Source organism: Corynebacterium faecale (assembly GCF_030408735.1).
GTDB classification, from domain to species: domain Bacteria; phylum Actinomycetota; class Actinomycetes; order Mycobacteriales; family Mycobacteriaceae; genus Corynebacterium; species Corynebacterium faecale.
Genome location: NZ_CP047204.1, coordinates 1621763 through 1641743 on the forward strand (window position 1 = coordinate 1621763; position 19981 = coordinate 1641743).

Here is a 19981-nt window from a genome sequence, read left to right on the forward strand (position 1 = left end):
TGTGGTTAATGTGGGATATATGAAGGCAATCCAAGTTTCCCGCACTGGCGGACCAGAGGTCCTTGAATACACCGACGTGGACGCACCCACCCCCTCAGATGGCCAGGTGCTGGTCAAAGTGGTCATGGCGGGTGTCAACTACATCGACACCTACTATCGCGAAGGCGTCTATCACACGCGTCTGCCGTTCATTCCCGGAAATGAGGGAGCCGGTGAGGTGCTGCATGATCCGCAGGGCCTCATCGCCCCCGGCACCAAGGTCGCCTGGTACGACGCCCTCGGTTCCTATGCCCAGCAGGTCTGTGTCTCACGCGATCGCCTGGTGGCCATCCCGGAGGGCGTGGAGCCCGGTGTGGCCGCCTCGATGCTCCTGCAGGGCATGACGGCACATTATCTCACTCACGGTGTCTATAAGCTGCAGCCCGGGGATTCCTGTCTGATCACCGCGGGAGCCGGTGGTGTCGGCCTGATGCTCACCCAGATGGCGGTTGCTGCCGGTGCACGCGTCTACAGCGTGGTGTCCACCGACGAAAAGGCAGAGCTATCGCTGGATGCCGGAGCCACGGAGGTTTTCCGCTATTCCGATAATCTGGCAGAGCAGGTCCGTCGTCATAACGGTGGCATCGGTGTGAATGTGGTTTATGACGGCGTGGGCAAGGCCACCTTCGGTGAGTCTTTGGAGGCGGTTCGCCCACGTGGCATGGTTTGTCTGTTCGGCGCGGCATCAGGCGCAGTGGAACCCTTTGATCCGCAGCTGCTCAACACCCACGGATCGATATTCCTCACCCGCCCCACCCTGGGTGCCTGGATCGCCGAAGAAGGCGAGTTCGCCATGCGTGCGCAGGCGGTCATCCAGGCCATTGTGGACGGCACCCTGCGGGTGCGCGTCACCGGCGCCTACGAGCTTATCGACGCCGCGACCGCCCACTCGGATCTGCAGAGCCGCGCGACAACCGGTTCGATTGTCTTAAACGTGCCCCAGGACTGACGCACTTCCTAGAAGAAGGTGGTGGTCCAGCCGAGCATCTCGCCGATGGTCTGGATACCCAGGACAGCGTCCAGGGACAGGGCCACGAACAGCACCGCGAGGTAGTTGTTGGAGAGGATGAACAGCTTCAAGGGCTTGACCTCTGCACCGTTCTTGATGCCCAGGTGCAGGCGGATCGCCATCCAGAGGAAGCCGACACCCGAGATCACAGCAGCCGCGGCATAGATCCAGCCTGCGGCCGGGACGAGCAGGAAGGTCACCAGAACGGTGGCCACTGAGTACCAGACGATCTGACGGGTGACCTGGACCGGGGTGCGCACCACAGGCAGCATGGGCACACCGGCGGCCTTGTAGTCCTCGCGGTACTTCATGGCCAGTGCCCAGGTGTGCGGCGGAGTCCAGAAGAAGATGATGAGGAACAGGACGATAGCCTGCCACCACTGCTGTGGTTGCCCCTCGGGGAACTGATCAACAATCACGGCCCAACCGACTGCGACGGGCATGCAGCCTGCTGCTCCACCCCACACGATGTTCATGTGGGTACGACGCTTGAGCCATTTGGTGTATACGAAGATGTAGAAGGCGATGGTGATCATCACGAACACCGCCGCGGTCAACGAGTTACACAGCAGCCACAGCCAGAGGAAGCTGGCAATGGTCAGCACCCAGGCGAAGATTGAGGCATCCCGGTTGCTCACCGTGTGCTTGACCAGCGGACGGGCGCGTGTGCGCCCCATGCGCTGATCAATATCCGAGTCGGCGACCATGTTGAAGGTATTGGCCGCTGCCGCACCCATCCAACCACCGACGACGGTGAGGAGGATGAGGAGGATATTGTTCTCCCCGCGCTCCGCCTGGAGCATGGCGGGGATGGTGGCAACAAGGAGGAGTTCGATGACCCTGGGCTTCGTAAGCGCAATATAGGCCTTGATCGTCTCCAAGGGTTTATTCCTCCACAACGTTGCTGTTTGAAAATGATTTCTTTACCGGTCTGCGCGTTCCAATATCCCACGCCTGGTGGATCGGAGCGCACGGCACACTAGTCGGATGCACATGGAGAAAAGTTCCCGGGGGTACCAGATGCTTCCGGAATTCTCAGGGAATTGGAAAACAATTCAACCTGACTGCCATGACGACGGCACGCACCGTGCTAAACGCCTGATAATCGACTACCCAGTTCAAGGAAGGCGACCATAACCAGACCTAGCCATGGTATCTTCCCGCACCTGCTTTTGAGTAATCCTCCGTCGTGGACCTTCAGCGAAGCGGGCTGAATGGTGCTCCTTATATATCCAGTTGCCGACAGGGATCAACCTCGTGACAGCCGGACGCGCTGCTTACTCTCCTGAGATTGGGACGCAAAAGCCCAAGACAACGTGCCAATACCCCTAATTGGTCACACTTTTTAGTCATTTGGGGCACACATGGTTATAAAATGGTGCCAACATCACTATGGTTGTAGGTGTTACACGTTCACGTACCGGATCTTCACGGAAGTTTCTGGTCAATCCGGTTGTGTGGGCACATTAACGGATCAACTTAAGGGCTCCCCGCCACCGCGCATCGGACCCATTTGCATGAAATATTCCAACTTCGTCCCGGTTTGAAACCAGGAAGGACTGACCACCTTGACGCTGTCACCTGAACTCCAGGCACTCACCACACGCAATTACCCCTCCGATTGGACAGATGTGGACACGAGGGCTGTGGACACCGTCCGCCTCCTCGCTGCAGACGCAGTTGAGAACTGTGGATCCGGCCACCCAGGCACCGCAATGAGCCTGGCTCCACTTGCCTATACCCTCTATCAGCGCGTCATGAACGTCGACCCGACCGACACCAACTGGGCCGGACGCGACCGTTTCGTGCTCTCCTGTGGCCACACCTCCCTCACCCAGTACATCCAGCTCTACCTGGGTGGCTTCGGTTTGGAAATGGATGACCTCAAGGCACTGCGCACCTGGGACTCCCTGACACCGGGGCACCCCGAGTACCGACACACCAATGGTGTCGAGATCACCACCGGCCCACTGGGTCAGGGTCTCGCATCTGCCGTGGGCATGGCCATGGCTGCCCGCCGTGAGCGTGGTCTCTTTGACCCCGAGGCCGCTGAGGGTGAGTCCCCGTTCGATCACCACATCTTCGTCATCGCCTCTGATGGAGACCTGCAGGAGGGTGTCACCTCCGAGGCGTCCTCCCTGGCCGGAACCCAGCAGCTGGGTAACCTCATCGTGTTCTGGGATGACAACCGCATCTCCATCGAAGACGACACCGAAATCGCCTTCAACGAAGACGTGGTTGCCCGGTACAAGGCTTATGGATGGCAGACCATTGAGATCGAGGGCGGCGAGGATGTCGCTGCGATCGAGGCCGCCGTGGAAGAGGCGAAGAAGGACACCACTCGCCCGACCTTCATCCGTCTCCGCACCGTCATCGCCTTCCCCGCTCCGAACGTGATGAACACCGGCGCATCCCACGGTGCTGCACTCGGCGCAGAAGAGGTTGCAGCGACCAAGGAGATCCTTGGCTTCGACCCGGAGAAGCACTTCCACATCGATGATGACGTCATCGCACATACCCGTGCCCTCGCAGACCGCATCGCCGAGAAGAAGGTTGCGTGGCAGGCCAAGTATGACGAGTGGGCTGCTGCCAACCCCGAGGCGGAGAAGCTCCACAACCGCCTGATCACGCGTGAGCTGCCCGAGGGCTTCGCCGATGAGCTGCCCACCTGGGAGCCCGACGAGAAGGGTATTGCCACCCGTAAGGCTTCCGAGGCCGTACTCCAGGTCCTGGGCAAGACCCTCCCTGAGCTCTGGGGTGGTTCCGCTGACCTGGCAGGCTCCAACAACACCATCATCAAGGGTGAAGCCTCCTTCGGCCCCAAGTCGATTTCCACCGATACCTGGTCCGCCGAGCCTTATGGCCGCAACATGCACTTCGGTATCCGTGAACACGCGATGGGTGCGATCATGAACGGTATCGCCCTCCACGGCGGCACCCGCCCTTACGGCGGCACCTTCCTCATCTTCTCCGATTACATGCGCCCCGCAGTGCGCCTGGCGGCTCTCCAGGGCACCGACGCCTACTACGTCTGGACCCACGACTCGATCGGTCTCGGCGAGGACGGCCCGACCCACCAGCCGGTGGAGACTCTGGCTGCCCTGCGCGCCATTCCGAACCTGTCCATCCTGCGTCCCGCGGATGCCAATGAAACCTCCGCTGCGTGGCGGGCATCCCTTGAGTACAAGGAGGGCCCGAAGGGTCTGGCTCTGACCCGTCAGAACGTGCCCGTTCTGGAAGGCACCAAGGAAAAGGCACTCGACGGAGTCCGTCGTGGAGCCTATGTCCTGGTCGAGGCATCCAAGGAGACCCCGGATATCATCCTCATGGGCTCCGGCTCCGAGGTTCAGATCGCCGTTGAGGCCGCCAAGGTGCTCGAGTCCGAGGGCGTTGCAGCCCGCGTGGTGTCCGTGCCATGCATGGACTGGTTCGCCGAGCAGGATGCGGACTACATCGAATCTGTCCTGCCTTCCGCGGTCACCGCCCGTGTCTCTGTAGAGGCTGCCATCGCCATGCCGTGGTACCGCTGGCTCGGCACCAAGGGTAAGGCTGTGTCCCTGGAGCACTTCGGTGCCTCCGCTGATTACCAGACCCTGTACGAGAAGTTCGGTATCACCACTGAGGCAGTACTGGAAGCAGCACGCGCCTCCATTAACGCCTAGCACCGGTACATGAGGCGAACGCGGCAACCCGGGGGCTTGAATTTTCTATAAATCATCAAGCCCCCGGGCTGTCTCTCATCACTCATGGGTATAAAGGAATAAGAAACCCACATCCCCCTGATCCACCGGGATTAAACAGAAGAGGTAACTTCCCCACATGTCACACATTGATGATCTTTCCCAGCTCGGCACCTCGACCTGGCTCGATGACCTCTCACGCGATCGGATCGCCTCCGGTAACCTCCAGCAGGTTATTGATGAGAAGTCCATCGTCGGCGTCACCACGAACCCCGCCATCTTCGCGGCAGCCATGAGCAAGGGCAATGCCTATGACGGCCAGATCGCTGAACTCAAGGCCGCTGGTGCTTCCGTCGATGAGGCTGTCTACGCCATGAGCATCGATGACGTCCGCGATGCCTGCGACCTGTTCACCGGTATCTACGAATCCACCGACGGTTCCGATGGCCGGGTCTCCATTGAGGTTGACCCACGCATCTCCGCTGACGCCAAGGCCACCCTGGAGCAGGCGAAGGAATTGTGGGCCAAGGTGGATCGCCCGAACGTCATGATCAAGATCCCCGCCACCCCGGGTTCCCTCCCAGCGATTTCTGATGCGCTGGCTGAAGGCATCAGCGTCAACGTCACCCTGATCTTCTCCGTCGATCGTTACCGCCAGGTGATCAAGGCATATATCGACGGAGTCAAGCGTGCAGCCGAGAACGGTCACGATGTGTCCACGATCCACTCGGTGGCGTCCTTCTTCGTCTCCCGTGTGGACTCCGAGATTGACAGGCGTCTGGAGGAGATCGGCACCGACGAGGCACTCGAACTGCGTGGCAAGGCCGGCGTGGCCAATGCGCACCGCGCCTACGCGCTGTACCAGGAGCTCTTCACCGAGGCAGACCTTCCTGAGGGTGCCAACACCCAGCGTCCACTGTGGGCATCCACCGGTGTGAAGAACCCTGACTACCCGGCAACCCTGTACGTCTCCGAACTGGCAGGCCCGAACACCGTCAACACCATGCCGGAAGCAACCATTGATGCCGTGCTGGAACAGGGCAACCTCCACGGTGACACCCTGAGCGGCTCCGCTGATGACGCCGATGAGGTGTTCACCCAGCTCACCGAGGTCGGTGTCGACCTCGGTGATGTCTTCGAGGTCCTGGAGAACGAGGGTGTGGAGAAGTTCGTCGCATCCTGGTCTGAGCTGCTGGAATCCATGGAAGCACGTCTCAAGTAAAATCCTCCCTGGCACACAAGCTGTATCCTTAACGGCCAGTGGCTACTGAACTTCGCGTCAAGCCGCTGGCCGTTTAATCATTCCCAAGAAAGGATCGTGACGCTTCCACCGTGAGCACCAACACGAATCCCACTGCCTGGATCAATCCGCTGCGCGATCCCCAGGACAAACGACTGCCCCGCATCGCAGGCCCCTCCGGCATGGTCATTTTCGGTGTCACCGGAGATCTGGCCAGGAAGAAACTTCTCCCCGCGATCTATGATCTGGCCAACCGTGGTTTGTTGCCGCCGGGCTTCGCCCTCGTCGGTTATGGCCGACGTGAGTGGTCCAAGCAGGAGTTCGAGAATTACGTTCACGAAGCCGTGGTCGCAGGCGCCCGCACCGAGTTCCGGGAAAATGTCTGGCAGCGACTCGCCGAGGGCGTGGAGTTTGTCCGTGGCAATTTTGACGATGACGTTGCCTTCGATAACCTCGCTGACACCCTGAAGCGTTTGGATGAAACCCGCGGAACCGCCGGCAACTGGGCCTATTACCTGTCCATCCCACCGGATTCCTTCGCCGCGGTCTGCCATCAGCTGGAGCGTTCCGGTATGGCGGGGTCCAATGGGGATTCCTGGCGACGTGTCATCATCGAGAAGCCCTTCGGTAATGACCTTGAAACCGCCCACGAACTCAATGAGACCGTCAACAGCGTGTTCCCGGAGGAGTCGGTGTTCCGCATCGACCACTACCTGGGCAAGGAAACCGTCCAGAATATTCTGGCGCTGCGCTTTGCCAACCAGCTCTTCGAGCCGTTGTGGAACTCCAACTACGTCGACCACGTGCAGATCACCATGGCCGAGGATATCGGTCTGGGTGGGCGCGCCGGTTATTACGACGGCATCGGTGCCGCCCGCGATGTGATCCAGAACCACCTGATCCAGCTGTTGGCACTCGTGGCGATGGAAGAACCGATCTCTTTCACCCCCTCCCAGCTCCAGGCGGAGAAAGTCAAGGTTCTACGCGCGACCAAGCCGTGTTACCCCATCGCGGAGAGCTCTGCCCGCGGCCAGTATTCTGCCGGTTGGCAGGGTTCCCAGTACGTGAAGGGTCTGCGCGAGGAGGAGGGATTCGATCCCGAGTCCACCACCGAAACCTACGCTGCCTGCACCCTGGAGATCACCTCCCGCCGCTGGGCAGGTGTGCCTTTCTATCTTCGCAGTGGCAAGCGACTGGGTCGCCGTGTCACAGAGATCGCCGTGGTGTTCAAGGATGCGCCGCATCAGCCGTTCGATGAGGGCATGACCACCTCACTGGGCAACAATGCCATCGTGATCCGTGTGCAGCCGGATGAGGGTGTGTTGATCCGTTTCGGTTCCAAGGTTCCGGGTTCAGCCATGGAGGTTCGTGATGTGAACATGGACTTCTCCTATTCTGAGTCCTTCACCGAGGAATCCCCTGAGGCCTATGAGCGTCTCATCCTGGACGCCCTGCTTGACGAGTCCAGCCTCTTCCCCACCAATGAGGAAGTGGAGCTCAGTTGGAAGATCCTGGATCCGATCCTCGAGGTCTGGGAGAAGGGTGGACAACCTGAGGAGTACGCCGCCGGAACATGGGGCCCGAAGAGTGGCGATGACATGCTTGCACGCAATGGCCATCACTGGCGCAGGCCTTAAGGAACTGAGGAAAATACATTATGATCTTTGAGCTTCCAGAAACCACCACCAACGAGATCGCGAAGGCCCTGTCGCGTCTGCGTGAATCCGGTACCCAGGTGACCACCGGCCGAGTACTCACCCTCATCGTTGTCGCCAAATCTGACAGCGACGTGGATGCGATCACAGAATCCACCAACGAGGCATCCCGCGAGCATCCCTCACGTGTGATCATCCTTGTCGTCGGATCCAAGGATGCTGAGACCAGGTTCGATGCTGAGGTACGCATCGGCGGCGATGCCGGCGCCTCCGAGATGATAGTCATCCACCTGGCCGGTCCGGTGGCATCTAACCTGCAATCAGTGGTCACCCCACTGCTGCTGCCGGATACCCCGATCGTTGCCTGGTGGCCCACCCATGCCCCTGCAGATCCATCCACCAATCCGATCGGCAAAATCGCCCACCGCCGCATCACCGATGCGCTGTATGGCGGCGAGCAGGCACTGGCCGACCGGGTCGAGTCCTATCATCCCGGTGATACCGACATGACCTGGGCCCGCCTCACGCAGTGGCGCGGGCTCGTTGCTGCATCCCTCGATCACCCACCTCACGGTGAGGTGCTCTCGGCGAGGGTGGAGGGGCCGTCGACAAGCGTCTCGGTGGATCTGGCGGCAGGCTGGCTCGCCGGCCGCCTGCGCGTGCCGGTGACCCGTGTGGCTCTCGACGAACCGACGGTGCCTTGCGACGAGGACGGTACACCGTTGCTGGCGGTCAATCGTGTGGAGATTGAGCGCACCACGGGCACCATCATCGTCACCATCCAGGACGCACACACCCTGCGGGTTGAAATGGCTGACAGTGACATGCCCCCTTCCCTGGTGGCGATCGGACGACGCAGCGAATCAGACTGCCTGTCCGAGGAACTCCGTCACATGGAACCCGACCTTGGTTACCAGCATGCCCTGGCTGGCCTGGCCCTGGTCAACCGCATCGATGAGGAGAAGTAAAAAATGGTAGAAATCATTAATGCAACCGATACCGCTGACCTGGTGGATCAGGCAGCTAACAGGTTCATCGCGGTGGCTGAGTCTGCGACCGCCCCCGGTGGTGGCATCAACTATGACGGCGTGGCCCGCATCGTGCTCACCGGTGGCGGCGCTGGAATCAAACTCCTGGAGAAGCTTTCCGTGGATGGCGCTGACCTGCCGTGGGAGCGTATCCACGTGTTCTTCGGTGATGAGCGCAACGTGCCCGTCAATGATCCGGAGTCCAATGAGGGACAGGCCCGGGAGGCACTGCTATCCAAGGTGTCCATCCCGGAGGAGAATATCCACGGCTATGGCCTTCTGGGTCTGGATGCTCAGTCGCTGGCTGAGTCCGCTGCCGCCTATGCGCAGGTCCTTGCTCAGTTCGCACCACGCGGTTTCGATCTCCACCTGCTGGGCATGGGCGGTGAGGGCCACATCAATTCACTGTTCCCCCATACCGATGCCGTCCGGGAATCTGAACGAACCGTCATTGCGGTAACCGACTCCCCCAAGCCCCCGGCGGAACGGGTCACCCTCACCCTGCCGGCGGTCCGTTCCGCCCAGCGGGTGTGGCTATTGGTGTCCGGCGCAGAGAAGGCCGAGGCCGCGGCAGCCATCGTCAATGGTGAGCCGGCGGTGGACTGGCCTGCAGCCGGCGCCACTGGAACGGAGGAGACGTTATTGTTCCTCTCCGCCGATGCCGCTGGCAATATCGCCTGATCAGGATGCCAGGGGCCGGGCAACCGGTTCATGTGAAGAGATAGAGAATTCACCGGGTGGGAGCTCACCGGCACCGGCCAGCTGTGTGGCCAGTTCCGCATAGGCCGGAGCCAGCTTGAATGCATGCCCTGAACCGCCGGTGAGGATAACCACGTCCCCGACTCTGTCGATGATCGGCGCCTTGGATGAGGTGTAGGTGTCATAATGCACGCTGTACCGGTTGGGTTCAGGCATCACCCCGGGAAACAGATCGTGTACTTTCCGTCCGAACTCCGAGACCGCTCTGCGTTCCAATCTGAGGTCAGACTCCTCGATGCGCGGGTTATTGGGGCCACCCCATAGATCCAGACCTGCGATCTTCACGCTGTATCCGTCCACGCTGGGTGCCCCGAAAATGTGGAACCCCTTGCGGTCACGGATGAAACAGGGCATCCGGTCCGGGGTGAAGTTCGCTGGAATCTTAGGCAGGAACCAGGTGAGTGCGAGTTTGCGCACCTCGATGAGATCCTTGATCTCCGGCATCACGGACGAGCTCCATGCACCGGTGGTCACGATGACCTGATCCACCATCTCCTCGGTGTTCTCTGTGTGAATTCGGACCCCCGATCCGGTGTCCTCGATCCGGGTGATACCGGTATGATCCTGCACGATCGCCCCATTGCGCTCCGACTGCTCGATGGCACTGAGGACGGCGAGTTCCGGACGCAATGCCCCACCGTGGAGATCCAACACCCCGGCCTCATCATCACGGGAATCCAGTCCGGGATAACGCAGGCGCATCTGCTTGGCGGTGAGTCTCTCATGCGCCAGATCATGATCCTCAACTGACTGCAGCAGACTTTGGAAGGCCAGGGAATCTTCTCTACCGGTGGACAGCACTCCGAAGTTGTGCAGCAACTGACGCGCGGAGGCAGCCCCCAGTTGGTGCCACAGTTCCCGCGCCCGACGGAGCAGGGGCACATAGGTGGTGCCCTCGTGATAGGCCATCCGAAACAAGCGGGATTCCCCTGTGTAGGCACCATAACCATGCCCGATTCCGAACTGTTCAAATCCTATGGCATCTACGCCGGGTGTCCTGCTGAGGTGCCATAACGCCATGGAACCGGTGGAACCCAACCCGATGACAGCAACTTTTCTATTCATTGATATTTCTCCCAATCCTTTCATAGATTCCCTGTTCCCGGAAGACCCTGTCAGTAACTCACCTCACATGAGGGCGGGTTTATCCCAGAGTTTGAGGCTGGTGCCGATACCCCTCATCGTGGCGTTGTCGTATACCTGGGTGGCCCAGGCGACATCCTCAACCGGCATTCCACCAATTGAGTAGAGGATGATCTCCTCATTGTTAAGCCTGGCTGGCAGGATGCCCTGGCAGATATCACCCATCTGACGAACTCTGTTCTGCTCCAACACCCCGGTCCGGATGAGGTCGTGCCAGTGCGTCCCTGGGATGCCAAGCAGCTGATAGGCGCTGGTGCCGTATTCTTCAGCCCAGGCGTTATAGAGTCCCATGTAATCCACCACCAGGCGGGCTTCCCCAGTGAGAAAGGAATCATCGAAACGAGCTGCTGCAGGGAGAAGAAGCAGCGCCCCTGGTTTGAGCCAGTCTTTGTGAAAATAGGGGAAAGCTGCAGATCCTGCTGCATCAGTGCTGGTGGCTGCGACCACAATATCGGCCCCTGCCACAGCGGCCTCGACGGACTGGGCTGTTTCCACTGTGACACCGGGATATTTCGCAGTGGCCCAGGTGGTGAACTCATCTGTTCCCTTAGCGCTGCGTCCCTTGATTTTGATAGTGGTGATGCCGGGGCGCAGTGCCAGGCAGGCTTCGGTGATAGTACGGCCCATAACTCCCGGTCCGACCACTGCAAGGGTTGTAGCATTTTCTACAGCCAGGTGTTTCACCCCGACACCGGGCACTGCGCCGGTGCGGTAAGCAGAGAGTAGGTTGGCCGACATGAGGGCTTTCGGCACCCCGGTGCGGGTGTCATTGAGCACAAAGGTGTGAATGGATCGAGGCAGACCACTCATGCGGTTCTCCGCGTTGGATCCGTACCACTTCACCCCCGTGTTGTTAAAGCGCCCACCTAAATATGCTGGCATGGCCATGAACCTGCGATCTGGACCGTCAGCCGGCATTCCGGGAAATGGCGGCCGTGCCGGGAAGGTAATCATGGCCCCATGTGAGTTGGAGTCTTGCCCAGCCATCCGGTAATCACCTTGCGCCAGGAGAATGAGAGTTTCTTCCATTACATTTATGCAGGCAGCAATATCGGTGACACCCGCGTCGATCATGTCTGGCTCGTTGAGGAAGATGAAATCGATCATCGTATATCTTCTTTCTGTGATGAGGGTTCAGCGACTTGTGGCTGACCAGAAGCGGTTTCCTCAGGAATGGTGGTTTCCGGATTCATGCGGGTGGCCAGCCCCGGAACAGCCAGGTGATAGGCGGATTCGGCATGGAGAGAGGTGTCGATGCCCGCGTATTCCTCTTCAGGTGTGATGCGGATGGAGACAATTCGGTTCATTACCGTGGCGATTATCCAGGTCATTCCGAAGGCATATACCAGGGTGACCGCGATGGCCAGGGGTTCACGCCATAACAATGACTGGTCCCCACCCCGGAAAACACCCGCCAACCCAGCCGGTGCGGCTGGATCACCGAAGAACATGACAAACAATGCGCCTGAGATACCCGCCATGCCGTGTACAGCAAAAACATCCAAGGTGTCATCGATGCGGTGGCTACGTTTCCAGCTGATCGCCCAGGCTGCTATCGCGGAACCGAGGAATCCGGCAGCGAGGGCCCCGCCAGGACTCACCGCATCAGCCGCTGGGGTGATTGCTACGAGTCCGGCGATGAGACCGGTGGCCAGACCGAGCAGGGTTGAGTGTCCGGTGGCCAGCCGTTCCACCAGGATGAATCCGAGCATTCCGCCACCCGCTGCCAGAAGGGAGGTGACCACCACATAGCTGGCAAGGAAGTTTGCTCCCCCGGCGGTGCCACCGTTGAATCCGAACCATCCCACCATGATCATTCCCGCACCCAGAAGAACGAGGGGTAGGTTGTGGGGGCGAGCCGCAGTGACGTGGCGACGTCCCAGCACCAGCGCCAAGGCCAGTCCGGAGGCACCGGCGTTCATGTGGATGGCTGTGCCACCCGCAAAATCATGGAAACCAAGTGTATTGACCATCCATCCGCCTGTCACACCCGGCCCGTCGAAGGCAAAAACCCAATGGGCCAGCGGCGCATAAACGAGTGTGATCCAGATAGCCCCAAAAAGCAGCCATGCTCCGAATTTCATACGGCCAGCCGCACCTGATGCGACCAGAGCCAGTGAGATGGCGGCGAAAAGAATATAGAAGCCGGCCCACATCATTCCACCGGCGCCATCCTCCTTCATCACGCTGCGGAAACCAAGGTGATCCAGTGGGTTACCGATGATGCCGAGCCCGCCGACCGAGTTGCCCATCACGAGGCCGTGCCCATAGGCAACATACACCGCAATGGTGACAGCGAGTGAGCCCATAACCATCATGAAGGTGTTGAGTACCTGATGTCTTCCGAGCATTCCCCCATAAAGGAAGGACAGCCCGGGAAACATGAGTGTGACCAGTGCGAATGCTGCGAGCATCCATGCGAGATCTGAGGGGTCCATGTGTTGGCCTTTCACCGTCGTGTCCGTTCCCGGAAGCAATATTTTCTATTGCATGACAGGTAATTTACCGCGCGCTTTTCTATCGCACAATAGGTTTTACGGTGCTGTTGCGCAGATCACTTCGCCACGAACTTTTTGACACAACAAAAAGGGCCTGACCTCATAAGAGGTCAGGCCCTTTAAAAATCAACAGGTCTTAGGAATAAGCCTGGACCAGGTTGAGTGCGATGATGCAGATGATCCAGATGACGGCGGTCAGGATGGTGACACGGTCCAGGTTCTTCTCCACCACGGTGGAGCCTGAGAGATTGGACTGCACGCCACCGCCGAAGAGGCTGGAGAGACCGCCGCCCTTACCCTTGTGCAGCAGGACGAAAACCGTCATGAGCACGCTGGAGAGTACGAGGACGATTTGAAGCGTCAGTGCCATGTGCAGATAATCCTTTGCCGTAAATGTCTGTCCATCACGCCCGAGAACGGGCAACTCCGCACAGTATACACGGAGTATTCCCACCCGCTGACATCACGCGTGTCTAACCGGAGTTGCGCAGCGCGGTTGACAGACCATTCATGGCCAACTGAATGTTGCGGGGCACAGCAACGCTGTCATCGCCCGAACGATAACGACGCATCATCTCCACCTGGATGACATTCAAGGGCAGGAGATAAGGGAACCTGCTGCGTACAGACCGCGCCAACGCAGGGTTATCGTCCAGCAGATCACTGGATCCGGTGATTGTGCAGAACATATCCTTTGTCAGGAAGTATTCCTCATAGATGGTGCTGTAGATCCGTTCAGCCACCTCCCGGTCCGGAATCAGATCGGCGTAGAGTTTGGCCAACCGAAGTTCCGCTTTACTCATCACCTGTGCCATGTTGTCCAGCACCGAGGTGAAAAACGGCCAGCAGCGGTTGAGTTCCCGGAGCTCGGCGATCCGTTCATCCGCATGCTCGCCGTCACCGATCCACTCCTTCAACGCGGTGCCCACTCCGAACCAACCCGGAAGCATCACACGGGACTGTGACCAGCTGAGAACCCACGGAATCGCGCGGAGATCATCCACGGAATCCGTCTGCTTCCTCGAGGACGGCCTGGAACCGATATTCAGCGACCCGATCTCCTGCACCGGTGTGGACTGGGTGAAATACGGGATGAAGCCAGGATCCTCATGGACCAGCGAGGAGTACTTCCGGAGACTCAGCTCGGAGATCTCCCCCATGACCTCGTGGGCGCGCTCGCGGTTGGGAAGTTCAACATCATCGAGCAACGAGGCTTCCAGCGTGGCTGCGACAAGAGCCTCCAGGTTCCGCCTGGCGGTTGCCGGATTGCCGTACTTGGCAGAGATGATCTCGCCCTGTTCAGTGACGCGCACCGCACCACGGACCGCCCCCTTGGGCTGTGCCAGGATCGCATCATAGGACGGTCCCCCACCACGACCGACGGTGCCGCCGCGTCCATGGAAGAGACGCAATTTCACATTCTCCTGACGGCACAGCTCCACCAACCGCAGCTCCGCATCGTAGAGAGCCCAGTTCGCGGCGAAATACCCGCCATCCTTGTTGGAGTCTGAATATCCGAGCATGACCTCCTGGACATTATCCCGCTGATTGAGGTAATTGCGGTAGAGCTCGATATCCCACAGTTCCTCAAGAATGCCGGCACCACGCTGCAGATCATCGATGGTCTCGAACAGCGGGATGACATCAACATGGCCGGTGGGATTCAAGCCATTAGCCTTGATCAGGCCAAACTCCTTGAGCAGGACCATCGGTTCCAACACGTCAGTAACCGATGAGGCCATGGAGATGATGCAGTGTGGCACCATCCACGGCCCGAACTTCCTCGCTGCTTCCGCCGCCTTGGCGAAGATCCCCAACTCACGGTTAGTAACCTCGGAATAGTCAGACTCACCATGAGGGATGAGGGGGCGCGGGCTGCTGAGTTCCCGAACCAGCAGCCTGGTCTTCTCCTCCTCGGTGAGGCCACTGTAGTTTCCGGTGGTCTGCGCGGTGGCGAAGAGTTCGGTGAGCACCTCCTCGAAACTCTCAGAATTCTGTCGGAGGTCCAGGGAGTAGAGATTGAAGCCGAAGCTGTCAGCGGCGGAGCGCAGCATGGCCAGGCGGTCATCAGCGATGATGTCATCCTTGGACAGTCTGAGTGAGGTGTCCACGGTGTCTAGATCATGCTTGAAATCTTCGGGGCCCGCATAGGGCGTGAAGGTCTCGAACCAGTTGCCCTCCACGGAGTCACGGCCGATCAGCTCCACGAGAGTGGATAGCATACGACCACGGATACCGTGGACCGCACGGCGGTAAGGCTCATCCACGCGACTGGGCACATCATTCTGACCGCCATCGGCGAGAGCTCGCAGCTCATCGGTGACTTCATTCATCCGATCGGACAGGCTCAGTTCGTGTTCCAGGGCGTGCAGCTGTTTGACATAGTGTTTGAGCACCGTCTCGCCCGCGCGGTGGGTGGCATAACTGACGGTGTCAGCTGTGACAAACGGATTGCCATCATGGTCGCCTCCGATCCAGGACCCAGGCCTGACCACAGCGACCTCCGGGATGTCCTTTCCATAACGGCGGGTCAACTCAGCTGTCACATCGCGGTTGATGCGGGGGATCTCGGCGAGGAGACTGAGTTTGTAATAACGCAGGCCCACCTCGATCTCATCTTCGATGCGGGGCCGTGCCACCCTGATGAGAGCGGTCTGCCACAGGATGGTCACGCGTCTGCGGATGTCACGCTCAATGGCGTCCAGTTTGTCTCCGGTGCGGGCATTTTCCGCAGCGGCCAGAATGAGATGGCGTTCCTGCATGCGGGCGGTGATGTGCTTCTGCGCATCGAAGACTGTACGACGACGGGTCTCCGTGGGGTGTGCGGTGAGAACCGGGGCGACCTGCGCATTGCGGATGACCGCTGCGACCTCGCTGGCGGGGACGTCGGCGTCGTCAAGCTTCTCCCACGTCGCCTCAAGCGTGCTATCCGGTGCCGGCAAACCGGCATCCAGATCCTGCTCACGCGAGGCGGCATCGTGGAGATCCTCCGCCAGGTTGGCGAGGAGGGCGAAGTGGGTGAAGGCGCGGGCTACGGGTGTGGCGCGGGCGGGGCTGATTCCCGAGAACACCTGGATGAGACTATCCATCTCGGTATTTCCCTTGGCGATCTCAAAGGAGATCTGACGGGCACGCTCGACGAGTGAGTAGACATCATCACCCTCCTGTTCAGCAATCACCTCGCCGAGGATGCGGCCGAGATAGCGGATATCATCACGAAGAAGGTCGTTCACGGGAAAATTCAACTCCTGGGAAATAGAACCGCCCGCCGGAAGTAACGTGGACTCGGCGGGCGGAAGAGATGGAACTGGATGAGCTAGACTGCGTTCGCTGCGTTAATGGCGAGCTTGGCAAACGCCTCGCCATCCAGGGATGCGCCGCCGACGAGACCACCATCAACGTCAGGCTGGCCAACGATCTCACCCACGGTGTCCTCCTTAACGGAACCGCCGTAGAGGATACGCATGCCTGCTGCGACTTCATCACCGGCGAGTTCGGTGATGAGTCCGCGGATGGCCTTGCAGACTTCCTGTGCATCAGCCGCGGAAGCGACCTTGCCGGTGCCGATGGCCCAGACAGGTTCGTAGGCGATGACAGTGTTCGCGAGATCCTCGGAGCTGAGACCCGACAGGGATGCGCGGGTCTGCTCGATCACGTAGTCAACGTGGGTGCCGGCCTCGCGGATCTCCAGTGGTTCTCCGACGCAGACGATCGGGCTGATGCCCTTGCCCAGCGCAGCCTTGGCCTTGGCAGCAACCAGCTCATCGGACTCATTGTGGTACTCACGTCGTTCGGAGTGGCCCACAACAACCCAGGAGCAGTTCAGCTTCGCCAACATGGCTGCTGAGATTTCACCGGTGTACGCACCGGATTCATGCTGTGACACATCCTGTGCGCCGTAGGTGACCTCGAGCTTGTCGCCCTCGACCAGGGTCTGAACGGAACGCAGATCGGTGAAGGGGACGGTGACGGCGACGTCAACCTTCTCGTAGTAATCCTTGTGCAGAGCGAATGCGAGCTTCTGGACAGTTCCGATGGCCTGCTGGTGATCAAGGTTCATCTTCCAGTTACCGGCGATGAGTGGCTTACGTGCCATGTGTGACACACCTTCCTAAGATGGGTTAGTTTGAAACTGTTGAGGTGGTGAGGCGTTAATTCTCTAGGAGTTCTTCAGGATGGCAACGCCGGGCAGTTCCTTGCCCTCAAGGAACTCGAGGGATGCGCCGCCACCGGTGGAGATGTGGGAGAAGCCCTCCTCATCCAGTCCGAGAACGCGGACGGACGCTGCAGAGTCACCGCCACCGACCACGGAGAAAGCACCGTTGTTGGCGGTTGCGTCGATGATGGCCTGGGCGATACCGCGGGTGCCGTCGGAGAATGCCTCAAACTCGAACACACCCATTGGCCCGTTCCAGAAGATGGTCTTGGACGCGCCAAGAACCTCAGCGAACTTCTCGACGGACTTCGGACCGATGTCCAGGGAAAGCCATCCCTCAGGTGCGGAATCGAGGTCCGTGACCTTCTTGTCTGCATCCTTGGAGAACTCGGAAGCCCAGGTCAGATCGACCGGCAGAACGATCTTGTCGCCGAAGCGCTCCAGGAGATCACGGCAGGTGTCCACCATCTCATCCTGGAGCATGGACTTCTGGACATCGTGCCCCTGGGCCTTGAGGAAGGTGTAGCACATGCCACCACCGATGATGATGGAATCGGCCTTCGAAGCCAGTGCCTCGATCACACCGAGCTTGTCAGAAACCTTGGATCCACCGAGAACCACGGTGTATGGGGCCTCGGGGTTCTCCGCGATCTTATCCAGCACGGAAATCTCAGTCTCCACCAGACCACCGGCGTAGCTCGGGAGCACCTTGGCGATATCATAAACAGAGGTCTGTGCGCGGTGCACAACACCGAATCCATCGGAGACGAATGCGCCGTTGTCGGCTGCGAGTTCCGCGAGCTGCTGTGCGAACTCTGTCCGCTCGGCCTCGTCCTTGGAGGTTTCGCGGGGATCGAAGCGGACGTTCTCCAGGAGAAGGATGTCACCCTCGGTCAGACCGTTGGCACGCTCGTGGGCGTCCTCGCCGACAACATCTGCAGCGAGAGCCACATACTGACCCAACTCATCGGAGAGGGCCTCGGCAACGGGTGCGAGGGAGAACTTCTCGTTGACCTCACCCTTCGGGCGACCGAGGTGCGCCATCACGATGACCTTGGCACCGGATTCGGAGAGTGCCTTGAGAGTAGGCAGTGAGGCGATGATCCGGCCCTTGTCGGTGATTTCACGCTCATCGTTCAATGGGACGTTGAAATCAGAGCGAACGATAACGTGACGTCCATCGACGCCCTCATCGAGCAGATCCTTGAGGGTCTTAACAGCCATGCCGTACTCCTTGGAGTTAGTGAAAAGATTGGGGGTGTGGACTGCGGACAGTCGCACCTAGATTGTATTGAAACCGACACAAAATGGCCCGGGGTGTGCCGAGGCACACCCCGGGCCACAGGGTAAGTCACCAACCTGGCCCGGATGGCGGATCTTCCGCAATCATGGGGTGAGCTGTGACTTTGACGTGGAGATCCTTAGAGCTTGGACGCGACCAGTTCGGTCAGGCGCAGCAGCTGGCAGGTGTAACCCCACTCGTTGTCGTACCAGGAGACAACCTTGACGGTGTTACCGGACACCTTGGTCAGACCTGCGTCGAAGATGGAACCGTGAGGATCGGTGATGATGTCGGTGGAGACGATCGGCTCTTCGGTGTAAGCGAGGGTGTCAGCCAGCTCGCCGGTAGCGGCTTCCTTGATCGCGGCGTTGATGGACTCGACGGTGACCTCGGAGTTGGTGGTGAAGGTCAGGTCGGTTGCTGAACCGGTGATGACAGGTACGCGGAGTGCGTAGCCATCGAGCTTGCCCTTGAGCTCAGGCAGAACCAGGGCGACGGCCTTGGCTGCACCGGTGGAGGTTGGGACGATGTTCACAGCTGCAGCGCGTGCGCGGCGAAGGTCGCTGTGAGGTGCATCGTGCAGACGCTGGTCACCGGTGTAGGCGTGGATGGTGGTCATCAGACCATTCTCGATGCCGAACTTATCATTGAGGACCTTGGCCATCGGTGCCAGGCAGTTGGTGGTGCAGGATGCGCCGGAGATGATGTTGTGGTTCTCCGGGTCGTAGTCCTGGTGGTTCACGCCGTAGACGAAGGTTGCATCCTCATTCTTCGCTGGTGCGGAGATGATGACCTTCTTGGCGCCAGCCTCGATGTGGGCCTTGGCAGCCTCAGCATCGGTGAAGAATCCGGTGGACTCGATGACGATGTCAACGTTGTGGGCGGCCCAATCCAGGTTCTTTGGATCGCGCTCTGCGTAGACGGCGATGCGATTGCCACCAACGGTGATGGACTCGTCATCGTACTCAACCTCTTCAGACAGGCGTCCAAGGATGGAGTCGAACTTCAGCAGAGTGGAGAGGGTCTTGTTATCAGTCAGGTCATTGACTGCCACGATCTCGAGGTCGTCGCTGCGCTCGAGAACTGCTCGGTAGAAGTTACGTCCGATACGGCCAAAACCGTTAATACCAACACGAATCGTCATGTTGTTGCTCCTCTGAAAGTTGCGGGGGAATGCCAATGTGTTTTGTTTCAGATCTACCGGGGTTCACACCGCCGGAGATCAGGTTGAATCCTAGAAACGTGAGACTCACCTAACATCCAAATCTACCGATATTGGCTGCGTCGCTCTGTCCGCTCCGTATTAACCTGATCCCAATTTTAACGCCGGATGACGGATTCCGCAGGACTTTTAAAAATGACCGGACATAACCAAAAAGGTTCGATTTCCAGATGGGGGTGATTTCCCACGGGTGCCCAGTCCGTGATGTTCGACCACGAAGCCATCACTCCCACCCGTGAAGAATTCACCCCCTAAAGGGGTGCCCATCGC

General features: G+C 59.4%; 15 protein-coding genes. 6 read left to right on the forward strand and 9 right to left on the reverse strand.

Annotated features, from left to right (window positions below):
- The first annotated feature begins 19 nt into the window (after positions 1 to 19).
- Positions 20 to 988 (forward strand): quinone oxidoreductase family protein, encoded by a 969-nt coding sequence (locus tag CFAEC_RS07420; RefSeq protein WP_290275544.1) that lies wholly within the window; start codon positions 20 to 22, stop codon positions 986 to 988.
- An 8-nt stretch (positions 989 to 996) separates the two neighbouring features.
- Here CFAEC_RS07420 and CFAEC_RS07425 read toward each other — a convergent pair whose 3' ends face one another.
- Positions 997 to 1947: a heme o synthase gene (locus tag CFAEC_RS07425; RefSeq protein WP_290275546.1), complete on the reverse strand. Its 951-nt coding sequence runs from the start codon at positions 1945 to 1947 to the stop codon at positions 997 to 999.
- Positions 1948 to 2616: 669 nt separating this feature from the next.
- On the opposite strand from CFAEC_RS07425, the gene tkt reads away from it, so the two are divergent.
- The 5 genes from tkt to pgl all read left to right on the forward strand — a co-directional run bounded on the left by tkt (position 2617) and on the right by pgl (position 9332).
- Complete coding sequence (tkt, locus tag CFAEC_RS07430; RefSeq protein ID WP_290275548.1) at positions 2617 to 4710, forward strand: transketolase; 2094 nt, start codon at positions 2617 to 2619, stop codon at positions 4708 to 4710.
- Positions 4711 to 4867: 157 nt separating this feature from the next.
- Positions 4868 to 5950 carry a transaldolase gene (tal, locus tag CFAEC_RS07435; RefSeq protein ID WP_290275551.1) on the forward strand — a complete coding sequence of 361 codons (1083 nt, stop codon included), beginning with the start codon at positions 4868 to 4870 and terminating at the stop codon, positions 5948 to 5950.
- Between the two features lie 110 nt (positions 5951 to 6060).
- Complete coding sequence (gene zwf, locus CFAEC_RS07440; RefSeq protein WP_290275554.1) at positions 6061 to 7605, forward strand: glucose-6-phosphate dehydrogenase; 1545 nt, start codon at positions 6061 to 6063, stop codon at positions 7603 to 7605.
- Between the two features lie 20 nt (positions 7606 to 7625).
- Positions 7626 to 8591: a glucose-6-phosphate dehydrogenase assembly protein OpcA gene (locus CFAEC_RS07445; RefSeq protein ID WP_290275556.1), complete on the forward strand. Its 966-nt coding sequence runs from the start codon at positions 7626 to 7628 to the stop codon at positions 8589 to 8591.
- Between the two features lie 3 nt (positions 8592 to 8594).
- Positions 8595 to 9332, forward strand: a complete 738-nt coding sequence (gene pgl / locus CFAEC_RS07450) for a 6-phosphogluconolactonase (RefSeq protein WP_290275557.1) — start codon at positions 8595 to 8597, stop codon at positions 9330 to 9332.
- Here pgl and CFAEC_RS07455 read toward each other — a convergent pair whose 3' ends face one another.
- From CFAEC_RS07455 to gap, 8 genes are all read right to left on the reverse strand, one after another.
- Positions 9333 to 10475: an FAD-dependent oxidoreductase gene (locus CFAEC_RS07455; protein WP_290275559.1), complete on the reverse strand. Its 1143-nt coding sequence runs from the start codon at positions 10473 to 10475 to the stop codon at positions 9333 to 9335. It abuts the gene before it with no gap.
- Positions 10476 to 10538: 63 nt separating this feature from the next.
- Positions 10539 to 11660, reverse strand: a complete 1122-nt coding sequence (locus CFAEC_RS07460) for an ornithine cyclodeaminase family protein (protein WP_290275561.1) — start codon at positions 11658 to 11660, stop codon at positions 10539 to 10541.
- Positions 11657 to 12991, reverse strand: coding sequence for an ammonium transporter (locus CFAEC_RS07465; RefSeq protein ID WP_290275563.1), 1335 nt, complete (start codon positions 12989 to 12991; stop codon positions 11657 to 11659). Before CFAEC_RS07465 ends, CFAEC_RS07460 begins: the two co-directional genes overlap by 4 nt.
- Before the next feature lie 196 nt (positions 12992 to 13187).
- Entirely contained in the window at positions 13188 to 13421 is a 234-nt protein-coding gene (gene secG / locus CFAEC_RS07470; protein ID WP_290275565.1) for a preprotein translocase subunit SecG, read from the reverse strand.
- Positions 13422 to 13524: 103 nt separating this feature from the next.
- Positions 13525 to 16284, reverse strand: coding sequence for a phosphoenolpyruvate carboxylase (gene ppc, locus CFAEC_RS07475; protein WP_290275568.1), 2760 nt, complete (start codon positions 16282 to 16284; stop codon positions 13525 to 13527).
- Between the two features lie 83 nt (positions 16285 to 16367).
- The gene (tpiA, locus tag CFAEC_RS07480; RefSeq protein WP_290275570.1) at positions 16368 to 17147 is read right to left on the reverse strand and encodes a triose-phosphate isomerase; all 780 of its coding nucleotides are present in this window, start codon (positions 17145 to 17147) and stop codon (positions 16368 to 16370) included.
- Positions 17148 to 17210: 63 nt separating this feature from the next.
- On the reverse strand, positions 17211 to 18431 hold the full coding sequence (gene pgk, locus CFAEC_RS07485) for a phosphoglycerate kinase (protein WP_290275572.1): 1221 nt from the start codon (positions 18429 to 18431) through the stop codon (positions 17211 to 17213).
- A 197-nt stretch (positions 18432 to 18628) separates the two neighbouring features.
- Complete coding sequence (gap, locus tag CFAEC_RS07490) at positions 18629 to 19633, reverse strand: type I glyceraldehyde-3-phosphate dehydrogenase (protein WP_290275574.1); 1005 nt, start codon at positions 19631 to 19633, stop codon at positions 18629 to 18631.
- Positions 19634 to 19981: the final 348 nt, after the last annotated feature.